Annotated in this window: 10 protein-coding genes and 1 other RNA gene; 10 read left to right on the top strand and 1 reads right to left on the bottom strand. The window is 65.6% G+C overall.

Going from position 1 to position 13542, the window contains the following annotated elements; all coding sequences use genetic code 11:
- The first annotated feature begins 337 nt into the window (after positions 1 to 337).
- The 5 genes from prfB to ssrA all read left to right on the top strand — a co-directional run bounded on the left by prfB (position 338) and on the right by ssrA (position 4723).
- Positions 338 to 1447 carry a peptide chain release factor 2 gene (gene prfB, locus E3N94_RS08665; RefSeq protein ID WP_104102756.1) on the top strand — a complete coding sequence of 370 codons (1110 nt, stop codon included), beginning with the start codon at positions 338 to 340 and terminating at the stop codon, positions 1445 to 1447.
- Positions 1448 to 1527: 80 nt separating this feature from the next.
- Entirely contained in the window at positions 1528 to 2730 is a 1203-nt protein-coding gene (gene ftsE / locus E3N94_RS08660; RefSeq protein ID WP_134570090.1) for a cell division ATP-binding protein FtsE, read from the top strand.
- A complete protein-coding gene (ftsX, locus tag E3N94_RS08655) occupies positions 2727 to 3641 on the top strand; it encodes a permease-like cell division protein FtsX (RefSeq protein ID WP_134341825.1) in 915 nt (304 codons plus the stop codon). Before ftsE ends, ftsX begins: the two co-directional genes overlap by 4 nt.
- Positions 3642 to 3731: 90 nt before the next feature.
- A complete protein-coding gene (gene smpB / locus E3N94_RS08650) occupies positions 3732 to 4208 on the top strand; it encodes an SsrA-binding protein SmpB (protein WP_104193627.1) in 477 nt (158 codons plus the stop codon).
- A gap of 140 nt (positions 4209 to 4348) precedes the next feature.
- Positions 4349 to 4723: a transfer-messenger RNA gene (ssrA, locus tag E3N94_RS08645) on the top strand.
- Between the two features lie 117 nt (positions 4724 to 4840).
- On the opposite strand, the gene E3N94_RS08640 is transcribed toward ssrA, so the two are convergent.
- Positions 4841 to 5890 (bottom strand): LacI family DNA-binding transcriptional regulator, encoded by a 1050-nt coding sequence (locus tag E3N94_RS08640; protein WP_241973109.1) that lies wholly within the window; start codon positions 5888 to 5890, stop codon positions 4841 to 4843.
- A 103-nt stretch (positions 5891 to 5993) separates the two neighbouring features.
- Between E3N94_RS08640 and E3N94_RS08635 the strand changes: the two genes are divergently transcribed.
- From E3N94_RS08635 to E3N94_RS08615, 5 genes are all read left to right on the top strand, one after another.
- Complete coding sequence (locus E3N94_RS08635) at positions 5994 to 6914, top strand: sugar ABC transporter permease (RefSeq protein ID WP_134341824.1); 921 nt, start codon at positions 5994 to 5996, stop codon at positions 6912 to 6914.
- 157 nt (positions 6915 to 7071) lie between these two features.
- Positions 7072 to 7881: a carbohydrate ABC transporter permease gene (locus tag E3N94_RS08630; protein ID WP_233191546.1), complete on the top strand. Its 810-nt coding sequence runs from the start codon at positions 7072 to 7074 to the stop codon at positions 7879 to 7881.
- Between the two features lie 43 nt (positions 7882 to 7924).
- Entirely contained in the window at positions 7925 to 9283 is a 1359-nt protein-coding gene (locus E3N94_RS08625; RefSeq protein WP_134341822.1) for an extracellular solute-binding protein, read from the top strand.
- Positions 9284 to 9391: 108 nt separating this feature from the next.
- Complete coding sequence (locus tag E3N94_RS08620) at positions 9392 to 11605, top strand: beta-galactosidase (RefSeq protein ID WP_134570089.1); 2214 nt, start codon at positions 9392 to 9394, stop codon at positions 11603 to 11605.
- Positions 11602 to 13419 carry a glycoside hydrolase family 35 protein gene (locus E3N94_RS08615; protein WP_174776128.1) on the top strand — a complete coding sequence of 606 codons (1818 nt, stop codon included), beginning with the start codon at positions 11602 to 11604 and terminating at the stop codon, positions 13417 to 13419. Before E3N94_RS08620 ends, E3N94_RS08615 begins: the two co-directional genes overlap by 4 nt.
- The last annotated feature ends 123 nt before the right edge of the window (positions 13420 to 13542 follow it).

The raw sequence follows: 13542 nt of genomic DNA, 5'->3' as shown, positions 1-13542 counted from the left end.
TTCGGCTTCAAATCACCCGACGCCCTCATCGCCCTGGCCATGCTCAGCCTCGGCGGCCACAAACCCGCACTCCCCGGCCGGGTTTAACCCACGGATGAAGCAGGAGAGCCGAGATTCTGCCTGAATCAGCCCTGAGCGGGCCGAAAGAGCGCTTTCACACAAGAATCTCCGTCGAATTGGTTGACGCCGGGCAGGGCATTCCGCCGTGCACGAACCGCGGCCACACGGAATGGTCAGCATGGACCTTTCCAGGGTCCGGACCAGCCGCATCCGGCGCTGAAAGCGGACTCCACGAGCGGATGCCGTGACCGGGTGGCCCGGTAGGCTGGGGTTCGACATGATTGAGCTGGAATTCTCGGAGCAGATCGCCGCACTGCGGGCCACGTTCGACGACATCCGGTCGGTGATCGATATCGATCGACTCCGCACCGATATCGCCGACCTGAATGAACAGGCCGGTGCGCCCGATCTGTGGGACGACTCCGACCACGCGCAGAAGGTGACCAGCCAGCTGAGCCATCGCCAGTCGGAGCTGGCCCGCATCGTGAGCATCGAGTCCCGCCTCGACGACCTTGAGGTGCTGGTGGAACTCGCCAACGCCGAGGGTGACCAGGAATCGGCTGACGAGGCCACCGCGGAACTCGCGAGCATCACGAAGGTGCTCGGCGACCTCGAGGTGCACACGCTGCTCAACGGTGAATTCGACGTGCGTCCGGCGGTCATCACCATCCGTTCCGGCGCCGGCGGCGTCGACGCGGCCGACTTCGCCGAGATGCTGCTGCGCATGTACCTGCGCTGGGCCGAGCAGCACAACTACCCCGTGCAGGTGCTCGACGTGGGCTACGCCGAAGAGGCCGGCATCAAGAGCGCGACCATCCAGGTGGATGCGCCCTACGCCTTCGGCACGCTGAGCGTCGAGGCCGGCACGCACCGCCTCGTGCGGATGAGCCCGTTCAACTCCGCCGGTAAACGCCAGACCTCCTTCGCCGCTGTGGAGGTGGTTCCGCTGATCGAGCAGACCGAGTCGATCGAGGTGCCCGAGAACGACATCCGGGTCGACGTCTTCCGCTCCAGCGGACCCGGCGGCCAGTCCGTGAACACGACCGACTCCGCCGTGCGCATCACCCACCTGCCCACGGGCACGGTGGTGAGCTGCCAGAACGAGAAGAGCCAGATCCAGAACCGGGCCGCCGCCATGCGCGTGCTGCAGTCCCGGCTGCTGTTGCTGCAGCGCGAGCAGGAAGCCGCCACCAAGAAGGAGCTGGCCGGGGTGATCACGGCCAGCTGGGGCGACCAGATGCGCAGCTACGTGCTCGCGCCGTACCAAATGGTCAAGGACCTGCGCACCAACTACGAGGTCAACAATCCCGGCCAGGTGTTCGACGGCGACCTTGACGGTTTCATCGCCGCCGGCATCCGTTGGCGCAAGCAGGCGCCGCAGGGTTAGAGCCTTGATCTGCGGGTCTGTCACCGGTTAGGTATGTCGGAGTAGGAATTATCAAGATGCCTGCCTAGGCTCAAGGGGCCATGATTCGTTTTGACACCATCACCAAGAAGTATCCGGGAACGAACCGACCGGCACTGGACGCCATCAGCGTCGAGGTGCTGCGCGGAGAGTTCGTCTTTCTCGTCGGTGCTTCCGGCTCGGGGAAATCGACTTGCCTCCGCCTTGTGCTGAAGGAAGACCGGCCCACCAGCGGCAGCATTCACGTGCTCGGACAGGACTTGCGGTCGATCTCTAACCGCAAGGTGCCCTATTTCCGCCGCAACATGGGCGTCGTCTTCCAAGACTTCCGCCTGCTGCCGAATAAGAGCGTTTTCGACAACGTGGCCTTCAGTCTGCAGGTGATCGGCAAGTCGCGCGGGTTCATCCAGGAAGCCGTGCCCGACACCCTCGAGATGGTCGGACTGGCCGAAAAGGCGCTGCGCCTGCCCCACGAACTCTCCGGTGGTGAGCAGCAGCGTGTTGCCATCGCCCGCGCCATCGTGAACAAGCCGCAGATCCTGCTGGCCGACGAGCCCACCGGAAACCTCGACCCCACCACCAGCGCCGGCATCATGGCCCTGCTCGAACGTATCAACGCCGCTGGCACGACCGTGATCATGGCCACCCACGAGGCCGGCATCGTCGACCAGATGCAGCGCCGCGTGATCGAACTCGTCGGCGGACGCATCGTGCGCGACGAGCGCCAGGGTGGCTACGCCACCGCGGCCATCCCCACCACCACCGCTGGCACCGGGCGCCGTTCCGCCCGAGAGGTTCCCAGTGGCTCGTCGGGTGTGGCACCTGCGGCTGCGGCACCGTCATCCATTTTCGCGCCGGCCGCCGCCGCCGCTTCTGCCGCCGTGCCCACTGACGAGGTTCTGCCTGCGTCGCACCCTCCCCTCACCTTTCCACCGGTTCCCGTGCCGGCGCCGGTCGCCGAGCCTGCCGCGGCCCCGTTCTCAGCCGCGAAAAGTCCGGCCGATCCGGCGCCCCTCGACGACGGATCGTCCGAGGACGCAGAAGTGGAAGCAGAAGCAGAAGCAGAAACGGACGCAGAAGCAGAAGCGGATTCCGCCGCCGATGCTTCGATGACCGACCTGAGCCGGGCCATGACCCGGCCGGTTCTTCCGATCACTCAGCACGACGTACCGGAGCAGTTGACCCTGGCCGAGAAGCTCGGGCTGCGCGCGCCGGGCGAAAAACCGGACCAGACCGGCGAACAGAATGTAGGGCCCACCCGATGAGACTCGGACTCGTGCTCTCCGAAGCAGCCAACGGCCTGCGCCGCAACGCTTCCATGGTCGTTTCCGTGGTGCTCGTGACCTTCATCTCGCTAACCTTCGTCGGCGCCGCGATCCTGATGCAGATGCAGATCGGCCAGATGAAGAACTTTTGGTACGACCGCGCCCAGGTGGGCATCTACATGTGCACCGCCATTTCGTCGGGTGAGACGTGCACGGCCGGGGAGGCCACGCCCGAACAGATTGACACGGTCAAGGCGCAGCTCGAGACCCCTACCCTGTCACCGTTCATCGACAAGTACTACTTCGAGACTCACGACCAGGCCTTCGAGAACTTCAAGAAGCAGTTCGCCGACAACCCGGTGGTCGACTACGTCACCGCTGACCAGTTGAACGAAACCTTCTGGGTCAACCTCGGCGATCCCTCGCAATCGGATGTGCTCGTAGAGGCTCTGTCCGGCGTCGCCGGGGTGGAGAACGTCGCGGACCAACGAAAGTACCTGGACCAGATCTTCTCCGTGCTGAACGTTGCCAGTTACACCGCGATCGGCATCGCCGCGCTGATGCTTGTGGCGGCGGCCCTGCTGATCGCCACCACCATCCGTCTCTCCGCGTTCTCCAGGCGGCGCGAGCTGGGCATCATGAGGCTGGTCGGGGCATCCAATCGGTTCATTCAAACGCCCTTCATCCTGGAGGGTGTTTTCGCGGCTCTGCTGGGATCGCTGCTTGCGGGAGGCGCCGTTCTCGGTCTCGTGTACTGGTTCGTGCAGGGCTATCTGGGCGAACGTCTGACCAACTTCTCCCTCGTCGGCATGCAAGACGCCCTCGTGGTGGTTCCGATCCTGTTGGTGGTCGGCGCGGTGCTGGCGGCCTTCTCCGCTCAATTCGCCATCACGCGCTATCTGAAGGTCTGACCTACTCCGCTCGGCCCGCCCCCAGAGCGCTAGACTGGTGGGCTGGTCGGCATCGCGTCCGAACACATCCACCGAGTCGAGGAGTATGCCGTGCCCAGGGAAATAGGCGAGAAGGTCGTCTCGACCAATCGCAAGGCACGCCACGATTACCTCATTGAGGAGACCTACGAGGCCGGAATGGTACTCAGCGGCACCGAGGTCAAGTCTCTCAGGGCCGGTCGGGCTTCGCTCGTCGACGGCTACGCTTTCATCGAGAACGGCGAGATCTGGCTGGACGCCGTGCACATCCAGGAGTACGTCGCCGGCACGTGGACCAACCACCCGCCGCGGCGCAAGCGTAAACTCCTGATGCACAAGCAGGAGATCATCAAAATCAGCCACAAAACCAAAGAGGGCGGCTACACGCTCGTCCCGCTGCGGCTCTACTTCAAGAACGGCAAGGCCAAGGTGGAGATCGCGGTCGCCAAGGGCAAGAAAGAGTACGACAAGCGCCAGACACTGCGCGAGCGCCAGGACAAGCGCGAGTCCGACCGGGCCATCTCCGCCCGAAAAAACCTCGGCGACTAGCTTTCCACCTCGTCGTATTGTAAGCTAAAGGGCTGCACGATCCATTCGGGCCGTGAGGATTGACACTCAGCAGATTGAAAACTCAACAGCGTGTGACAGTGACCCACTTGAATGCCGCCATGGTGGCAGTGAGTGCACATGGGGATGATCGGTTTCGACATTGCCTGCGCAATTATGAGAAGCGGGTCGAGGATGCAGGGTTATCTCGTAAACGATCTCTGCAAAACAATAAGTGCCAAATCAAACCGCACTGACTTCGCCCTCGCTGCCTAAGCGAGCGCACTAAGAAGTCCGCCAGGCCGGGAATGCTCTCTACCCGGACCCTGACGTCATTTAGAGAGATTGCTCCTACTCTGAGCCGCGGGGTGTAGGGGGACTCAAACGAGGGCTGGGCTCGTCGGATTAGATGCCAGCGGCAAATTCCGGAGCCGAGTAGAACGATTTCACTGGATACACCCGTAGAAGGCATATGACCACAGCAGTGGACGGGGGTTCAATTCCCCCCATCTCCACCACCGGTTGCTGTCACACGTTGTTGAGCCGGAAGGCCCGCAATCCACGTGATTGCGGGCCTTTCGTCACCCGTCGTCAGTTTCGTGGCCGCCCTCTTCTCGCTCCGCGAGTGGGCGGGGTCAGTCCCGGCGCGAGGGAGAGGCCGTGCTCGACCGGAGCACCAGGTGCGCCGGCACAAGGGTGGCGCCGGGGTGTGGCCGGTTTGACTCGATGAGTTCGAGCAGCTTCACCATGCAAAGGCGGCCGACCTCGCCGAAGTCCTGATGCACGGTGGTCAGAGGTGGGTAGAAGGAATCGGCGTCGGGCATGTCGTCGAAGCCGATCACGCTGACCGACTGCGGCACGGCGCGCCCGGACTCGTGCAGAGCCCGCAGGATGCCGAGGGCCATCTGGTCGTTCGCGGCGAAGATCGCCGTGACATCCTTGCGCGCGGCCAATGTCAGTCCGTGCTGGTAGCCCGATTTGCCGCTCCAGTCGCCCACCAGGGGCGGCGGCACCGGCGTGCCTGCCTCCTCGAGGGTCGCTCGCCAGGAGGCTGCCCGGCGACGGGCGGAGAACGCCGCGTCGGGCCCGGCCACATGCCAGACGGTGGTGTGGCCCAGGTCGAGCAGGTGCTGCGTGGCCTGGCGGGCACCGTCGACCTGGTCGGTGTCGACGACCGTGAATTGGCTTCCGGCATCGGAGTCGACGATCACCACGGGAACCCCAGTCGGGAGGGTGATCGACGCCCGGTCGAGAACCTGGGCCTCCATGATAATGACGATGCCGTCGACCGCCTGCTCGGCGAGCCGGGTGACGGCGCTGGCCACGCCGTTCTCAGTGTCGAGGGCGACCGGCAGGAGAGTGACCGAGTAGCCGGCGAGGGTGGAGGATGCGGTGACCGCATCGAGGGTGCGCATATTGCCGAACGTCGAGAGGGTGTAGAGCACGACTCCGATGGAACGGAATTGGCCGGACTTCAGTGAGCGGGCGGCGCTGTTGGGCCGGTAGCCGGCCTCGTCCATGGCGGCCAGAACTCGTTCCCGGGTGTCGTCGTCCACGTTGGTGCGACCGTTGACCACCCGCGACACGGTCTGGGAGGAAACCTTCGCCAGGGCGGCCACATCGGCCATCGATGGAAGTCGGGATGTCGCCGTGCGTCGTTGCGGGGGGTTGGTCATGATTTCCATTTCCATATGTTTACGTAAACATGCTACCGTCCTGATACATCATGTTTACGTAAACATGACCGCGATCGGCTAACCGCAACCATGATGAGTTGAGAAGGCAAGCATGACAACGTTGTCACATCACCCCGCAGCCGGGTCGGCGACCCGCACGCAGCGCAGGCAGAAAAGAGACTGGACGGGCTGGCAATTCGTCGGCCCGTTCATGGTCGTCTTCGCCGTCGTGCTGATCGCTCCCGTGATCTACTCGGTCTACCTGAGCCTCTACAAGGACCAGTTAGTCGGCGGCAACTCGTTCGTCGGGTTCGCAAACTACGCCCAAGCCCTGTCGGATCCCAAGCTGTGGGAGTCCCTGGGTCGGGTCACCCTGTTCCTCGCCGTGCAGGTTCCGATCATGCTCGCCCTCGCACTCTTCGCCGCACTGGCCATCGACAGCGCCCGACTGCACCTGTCCCCGCTGTTCCGCATCGCGATCTTCCTGCCCTATGCCGTGCCGGCCGTGGTCGCAACACTGATGTGGGGCTTCATGTACGGCACCCAGTTCGGCCTCGTCGGCAACCTGAACGACTTCTTCGGGATCACCATCCCCTCGCCACTATCCGGCACCTGGGTGCTCGCGTCGATCGGCAACATCGTCACCTGGGAATTCGTCGGCTACAACATGATCCTGTTCTACGCGGCGCTGCGGGTCATCCCCGCGGACCTGTACGAGGCGGCAGAGCTCGACGGTGCGGGAACCTTCCGGATCATCCGCAGCATCAAGTTCCCCGCTTTGCGGCCCGCCATGGTGATCGGAGCGATCTTCTCGATCATCGGAAGCTTCCAGCTCTTCAACGAGCCGAGCATCCTGCGCTCACTTGCCCCGAACGCCATCAGCACCTTCTTCTCCCCGAACATGTACGCCTACAACCTCTCCTTCTCGGGGCAGCAGTACAACTACTCGGCGACCATCGCCATTATCGTCGGTCTGCTCACCGCATCCATCGCCTACATCGTGCAGATCACCGGCACCCGAAAGGAGGTCTGAGATGGCCCTCACCACGCCCGAATCCCTGACCCCGGCCTCGACCGCAGTGCGCGAGACAACCGCCGCCACCCGCAGCATATCCCCGCGCCGATCCCGCTACGCCCGCCCCAGCGCCGGCAGTCAGCACAAGCGCAAGTCGGTGCTGCTGACGGTGGTCATGGTCGTCTTCCTGATCTACAGCCTGCTCCCGCTGTTCTGGCTGTTCGTCGGCTCGACGAAGACGCAGGCCTCGCTGCTCAACTCTTTCGGCCTGTGGTTCAGCGGCGACTTCGCCCTGTTCGACAACATCGCCCAGACGCTCACCTACGACGGCGGTGTCTTCGTGCGCTGGCTCGGCAACACGCTGCTGTACGTGGTCATCGGAGCGGGCGGGGCCACGTTCCTCGCGGCCCTCGGCGGGTACGGGCTGGCCAAGTTCAACTTTCCCGGCAAGAAGGCCGTCTTCGCCGTCGTGCTCGGCGCCGTGGCCATCCCCGGAACGGCCCTGGCCGTTCCCACCTTCCTCATGTTCAGCCAGCTCGGCCTGACGAACACCCCCTGGGCCGTGATCCTGCCGTCACTGATCAGCCCGTTCGGGCTATACCTGATCTGGACCTACGCTCTCGACTCCGTGCCCACCGAGGTACTCGAGGCCGCGCGGATGGACGGCGCGGGAGAGATCCGCACTTTCTTCACCATCTCCCTGCGGTTACTGGCCCCCGGGCTCGTCACCGTGCTCCTCTTCTCGATCGTCGGGACCTGGAACAACTATTTCCTGCCGCTGATCATGCTGAGCGAACCGACCTGGTACCCGCTCACCGTGGGCCTGAACCAGTGGAATCAGCAGGCGCAGACGGTGGGCGGTGACGTGATCTACAACCTCGTGATCACCGGCTCCCTGATCACGATCATCCCCATCGTGGTCGCGTTCCTATTTCTCCAGCGGTACTGGCAGTCGGGTCTGGCCGCCGGAAGCGTCAAAGCCTAACCATCCAAGCAGCCTCCATTCTCAAAGAAGTGAAGGGTTCACAATGAAATCAACACACCGCACCGCACGACGCGTGGGACGCACCGTAGCGGCCATGGTGACCGGCCTGTGCCTGGTCGGATCGCTCGCGGCCTGTGCGCCGGGTTCCGCCGGGGGAGCCGAAACCGGCACCGCCGACGACATCGCGGCGGCTCTGCAGGAGAAATCCACCATCACGGTCTGGTCCTGGGGCACCCCGGTGCAGGCCGCAGCGGATGCCTTCCAGGAGGAATACCCCAACGTCACCGTCAAGGTGGTCAACGCGGGCACCGGCAGCGCCGAGTACACCAAGCTGCAGAACGCGATCAAGGCCGGATCGGGCGCCCCCGATGTGGCTCAGATCGAGTATTACGCCCTGCCGCAGTTCGCTCTGTCGGATTCCCTCGCCGACCTCAACGACTTCGGCTTCGCCGAACTCGAGGACGAGTTCACGGCGTCGACCTGGGGCAACGTGAGCATCGACGGCGGTCTCTACGCCCTTCCGCAGGACTCCGGCCCCATGGCCATGTTCTACAACAAGGCCGTGTTCGACGAGTACAGCATCGCCGTGCCGACCACCTGGGCCGAATACACCGCGGCAGCGGCCACGATCCACGCCGCCGACCCGTCCCGCTACATCTCGAGCGACTCCGGCGACGCCGGCTTCGCCACGAGCATGATCTGGCAGGCCGGCGGACATCCGTACACGACCGAAAACGGCACCGACGTCACGATCGACCTGCAGGATGCCGGTGCCAAGGAGTGGACGGAAATGTGGAACCCGATGGTTCAGGACGGCCTCGTCTCCCCGATCGTCGGCTGGACCGACGAGTGGTACAAGGCCCTCGGAGACGGCACCATCTCGACCCTGCTGACCGGCGCCTGGATGCCCGCCAACTTCGAATCGGGCATCACCGAATCGGCCGGTGACTGGCGGGTTGCCCCGTTACCCACCTACGAAGCCGGTGAAGCGGCCAGCGCCGAGAACGGCGGCTCCAGCGTGGCCGTGCTCGAACAGAGCACGAACAAGCTCGTTGCGGCCGGATTCGTCGAGTACCTGAACGCCGGCCCCGGGGTGCAGCTGCAGATCGACGGCGGCAGCTTCCCCTCCACCGTCGCCGACCTCGAGTCGGAGGAGTTCCTCGGCTACGAGAGCGAGTATTTCGGTGGCCAGAAGATCAACGAGGTGCTCGTGAAGGCCGCCAAGGACGTCGTGCCCGGCTGGTCCTACCTGCCGTTCCAGGTCTACTCGAACAGCATCTTCGCTGACACGGTCGGACAGTCCTACGAGAACAAGACCGACCTGAACACCGGCCTCCAGGGCTGGCAGGACGAGACCGCAGCCTACGGAGTGGAGCAGGGCTTCACCGTCAACAGCAAGTAACCGGGCGTATCCGCCCCGCTCGACGGGCGAGCGGGGGCCACCGCAGATCCGGTGGCCCCCGCCCGCCCGGCACACCCGTCACCCTGCACGACGAATGAGACGAACACCATGACGCACGACACTTCACCGGCCCGCTGGGTCCGCTGGCCCGACGCCCACCCTCTCGCCGACGGCAGCCAGAGCCTGGCCGCTGAAACACCACGGCTGGCCTACGGTGCCGACTACAACCCGGAGCAGTGGCCGGAAACGGTTTGGGCCGACGACGTGCGTCTGATGCGGGAGGCCGGCGTGAACATCGTCAGCGTCGGCATCTTCTCCTGGGCGCTGCTGCAGCCCACCATCGACTCGTGGGACTTCGCCTGGCTCGACCGGGTGCTTGATCTGCTGCACGACAACGGCATCGCCGTTGACCTGGCCACGGCCACCGCCAGCCCGCCGCCCTGGCTGACCGAGCTGCACCCGGAGGTGCTGCCCGAGAGCCGGGTCGGCGAGACGATCTGGCCCGGCGCACGCCAGCAGTGGCGCCCCACCTCACCGGTCTTCCGCCGCTACGCCCTCGCGCTGGTCGAGAAGATGGCCCTGCGCTACGCCGACCACCCGGCCCTCGCCCTGTGGCATGTGAGCAATGAGCTCGGCTGCCACAACGTGTACGACTTTTCGGATGACGCGGCGGCGGTCTTCCGGGTCTGGCTGGAAGCCCGCTACGGCTCGCTCGCCGATCTCAACCGGGCCTGGGGCACGGCTTTCTGGTCGCAGAACTACTCGGCCTGGACCCAGATCCTGCCACCTCGCCTGGCCGGAACCCACCCGAACCCCACCCAACAACTCGATTTCGCCCGGTTTTCCAGCGACGCGCTGAAGGACTACCTGGTGGCCGAGCGGGACATCCTGCGCCGCATCACCCCGGACGTGCCGATCACCACGAACTTCATGGTGATGGGCGAAGTGAAGGGGATGGACTACGCGGACTGGGCAACCGAGGTGGACATTGTCTCGAACGACCACTACTTCCTCGGCGCCTACCCGCTCGCCTTCGAGGAGCTCTCGTTCTCGGCCAACCTCACCGGGCAGATCGCCAGACGCGAACCCTGGTTCCTGATGGAGCACTCCACCGGCGCCGTGAACTGGCAACCGGTGAACCTGGCCAAGGCGCCCGGGCAGCTGCGCCGGGACAGCCTCACGCACTTGGCCCACGGCGCCGACGCGATCTGCTTCTTCCAGTGGCGCCAGTCTCTCGCCGGAGCGGAGAAATTCCACTCGGCGATGCTCCCGCACGCGGGTGAGGACAGCACGATGTTCCGCCGGGTCGTGGACTTCGGCGCCGAGCTCGTCGCCCTCGCCGAGGTGGCCGGCACGACAACCGTGCAGGCTCGCATCGGCATCCTCTTCGACTGGGACTCCTGGTGGGCCTCCGAGCTCGACTCGCACCCCACCGACCAGCTGCGCTACAAGGTGGAGGCCATGAACTGGTACACCGCAGCACTGGCCAACGGGCTGCAGGCCGACATCGTGCCCGCGGCCATCGCCCTGGCCGAGAACGGCCTGGCCGGCTACGACCTCGTGATTGCGCCGATGCTCTACGTCGTTCCGGAGCCGCTCGCCGCCGCCCTCGGTGACTATGCCCGTGCCGGGGGCCACCTCGTCGTCGGTGCGTTCTCCGGCCTGGCCGACCGCGACGACCACGTCTATCCCGGGGGATACCCGGGCGCCTTCCGCGATCTGCTCGGCGTGCGCGCGGAGGAATTCGGCCCGCTGCTTCCCGGCCAGACCGTGGGTTTGGAGGGAACCAGCCCGACCGGCGTCGCCAGCCTTCCCGACGGAGGCACAGGCATCCTGATCACCCATGACGTCACGGTGCAGCCGGATGTCGAGGTGCTCGCCCGATTCGTCGGCGGTCCGTACCCCGGGGTACCCGCCGTGACGGGCCGGGTTGTCGGCGCCGGCCGGGCCTGCTTCGTCGCCACCGTGCCCGACACCGTGGCGCTGGCCACCCTCGTCGGAAGGTTCGCCGCGCAGGCCGGGATCGTCTCGCCGCTGCCTGCCGCCGTGCACGGATCGGTGCAGCTCGCCGCCCGGCAGTCCGACACCCACGACTACCTCTTCTACATCAACCACAGCGAGGAGGTCGTGCGGGTGGCGGGCGTCACGGGCTCGGGACTCATCGGCATCGACCTCGGCCCGGCCACGCTCACCGACGGCGAACTGGACCTGCCCCGGTTCGGGGTGGCCGTGCTGCGCCGATCCCGGGAGGCTGTGCCGGCAGTGGCAGTGGCAGTGGCAGTGGCAGTGGCAGTGGCGGCAACGACGGCCGGCACCGCGTGACCGGCCGCTTCGCGATCGGGGAACGGGACTTCCTGCTCGATGGGCAGCCGTTCCGAGTGCTGGCCGGGGCCATCCACTACTTCCGGGTGCACCCCGACCACTGGGCCGACCGCATCCACAAGGCCCGGCTGATGGGCCTGAACACGATCGAGACCTACGTGCCCTGGAACGCGCACGCACCCGTGCGCGGGGAGTTCCGCACCGACGGGCCGCTCGACCTCGCGCATTTTCTCGACCTCGTCGCTGCGGAGGGTTTGTACGCGATCGTGCGCCCCGGCCCGTTTATCTGTGCGGAATGGGACAACGGCGGATTGCCGGCCTGGCTGTTCCAGAACGCCACAGTGGGCGTGCGCCGCAATGAGCCGCAGTATCTGGCGGCCGTCGCCGAGTACTTCGAGCAGGTGCTGCCGATCGTGGCCGAGCGGCAGATCGATCGCCGCGGAGCGGTGATCCTGGTGCAGATCGAGAACGAGTACGGTGCCTACGGGCGCGATCAGGACTACCTCACGGCGCTCGTCGAGCTCAACCGGGCCCACGGCATCACCGTGCCACTGACCACGATCGACCAGCCGACGGACCAGATGCTGCAGGACGGCAGCCTGCCCGAACTGCACAAGACCGGGTCGTTCGGCGCACGCAGCCGCGAACGCCTGGCCACCCTCCGGCGGCATCAGCCGACCGGGCCGCTGATGTGCGCGGAGTTCTGGAACGGATGGTTCGACCACTGGGGTGCACACCACCACACCACCTCGGCCGCAGAGTCGGCGCGAGAGCTCGACGAGTTGCTGGCTACTGGGGCATCCGTCAATCTGTACATGTTCCACGGCGGCACCAATTTCGGATTCACGAACGGCGCCAATGACAAGGGCGTGTTCCAGCCCACGATCACGTCCTATGACTACGACGCGCCCCTGTCGGAGAGCGGCCAGACCACCGAGAAGTACCACGCCTTCCGGGAGGTGCTCGCCCGATATACGAGCGTGCCGGACGAGCTGCCGGACCGGGTGCGGGCGGCCCCGGCCTTCGAGGTGTCCCTCTGGGAGTCGGTCAGCCTGTGGGATGCCCTCGAAGTTCTGGGCGTGCCGGCCGACGAGGCTGCAGCGGGGGTCGAGGCTGTCGTTCCTGCCGCTGCTGGCGCCGGGTTGCCGACCATGGATGCCGTGGGCCAGTATTCCGGGTTCGCCCTCTACCGCACGCGGGTGGCACCGGGTGCCGCCCGCGTGCTCTCGTTCGCTGAGGTGCGCGACCGCGCCCAGGTGTTTCTCGACGGTGTGCCGGTGGGTGTGCTCCAGCGCGACAACCACGACCGCTCGCTCACCCTGCCGAGCGTGGGTGACGGTGACGCTGCCGGGCGACTCGACGTGCTCGTCGAAGATCAGGGCAGGGTCAACTACGGCCCCCGGATCGGCGAGGCCAAGGGTCTGATCGGCCCGGCCCTCCTCGACACGGAGGAGCCGGCGTGGCAGGTGGTCCCGCTGCGCCTCGACGCCGTGACCGGACTTGGCGCCTCCCTGTTCCGGAGGGGTATGCCCGGTAGGTCGCTGGCGGGCCCGGCCTTCGCCCGCGGGCGTTTCGTCGCCGAGCCCGGGGTGGACCTCTTTCTCAGCGTCGTCGGCTGGGGCAAGGGCCAGGCCTGGCTGAACGGGTTCAACCTCGGCCGATTCTGGGATCGCGGGCCGCAGGTTACCCTGTACGTGCCCGGTCCGGTGCTCACTGCGGGGGAGAACGAACTGGTGATCCTCGCGCTGTCGGGCGCCCCCTCATCCGTCGCCCGCTTTCTCCCGGCTCCCGATCTCGGCTACACCGACTTATAGGCCCTCTAGGTGTTGTTCCCACACAGGTTGTGAGCGTGGCGTGAGCTAAAAAGGTGAGGACCTCCGGTATCGATTGGGTTACCACACTCAACACGATGCAACGGAGGCCCTCATCTCTTACGT

The organism is Cryobacterium sp. Sr3, from assembly GCF_004402835.1.
Lineage (GTDB): Bacteria > Actinomycetota > Actinomycetes > Actinomycetales > Microbacteriaceae > Cryobacterium > Cryobacterium sandaracinum.
Note: the sequence above shows the minus strand (reverse complement) of the source record. Positions and strands in the feature narration are given on the sequence as shown.

Bases quoted from the DNA above. Each gene is read 5' to 3' on its own strand.
- ftsE (WP_134570090.1), top strand. From the start codon at position 1,528: ATGATTCGTTTTGACACCATCACCAAGAAGTATCCGGGAACGAACCGA.
- E3N94_RS08620 (WP_134570089.1), top strand. From the start codon at position 9,392: ATGACGCACGACACTTCACCGGCCCGCTGGGTCCGCTGGCCCGACGCC.
- E3N94_RS08625 (WP_134341822.1), top strand. From the start codon at position 7,925: ATGAAATCAACACACCGCACCGCACGACGCGTGGGACGCACCGTAGCG.
- ftsX (WP_134341825.1), top strand. From the start codon at position 2,727: ATGAGACTCGGACTCGTGCTCTCCGAAGCAGCCAACGGCCTGCGCCGC.
- E3N94_RS08630 (WP_233191546.1), top strand. From the start codon at position 7,072: ATGGTCGTCTTCCTGATCTACAGCCTGCTCCCGCTGTTCTGGCTGTTC.
- E3N94_RS08640 (WP_241973109.1), bottom strand. From the start codon at position 5,890: ATGGAAATCATGACCAACCCCCCGCAACGACGCACGGCGACATCCCGA.
- prfB (WP_104102756.1), top strand. From the start codon at position 338: ATGATTGAGCTGGAATTCTCGGAGCAGATCGCCGCACTGCGGGCCACG.
- E3N94_RS08635 (WP_134341824.1), top strand. From the start codon at position 5,994: ATGACAACGTTGTCACATCACCCCGCAGCCGGGTCGGCGACCCGCACG.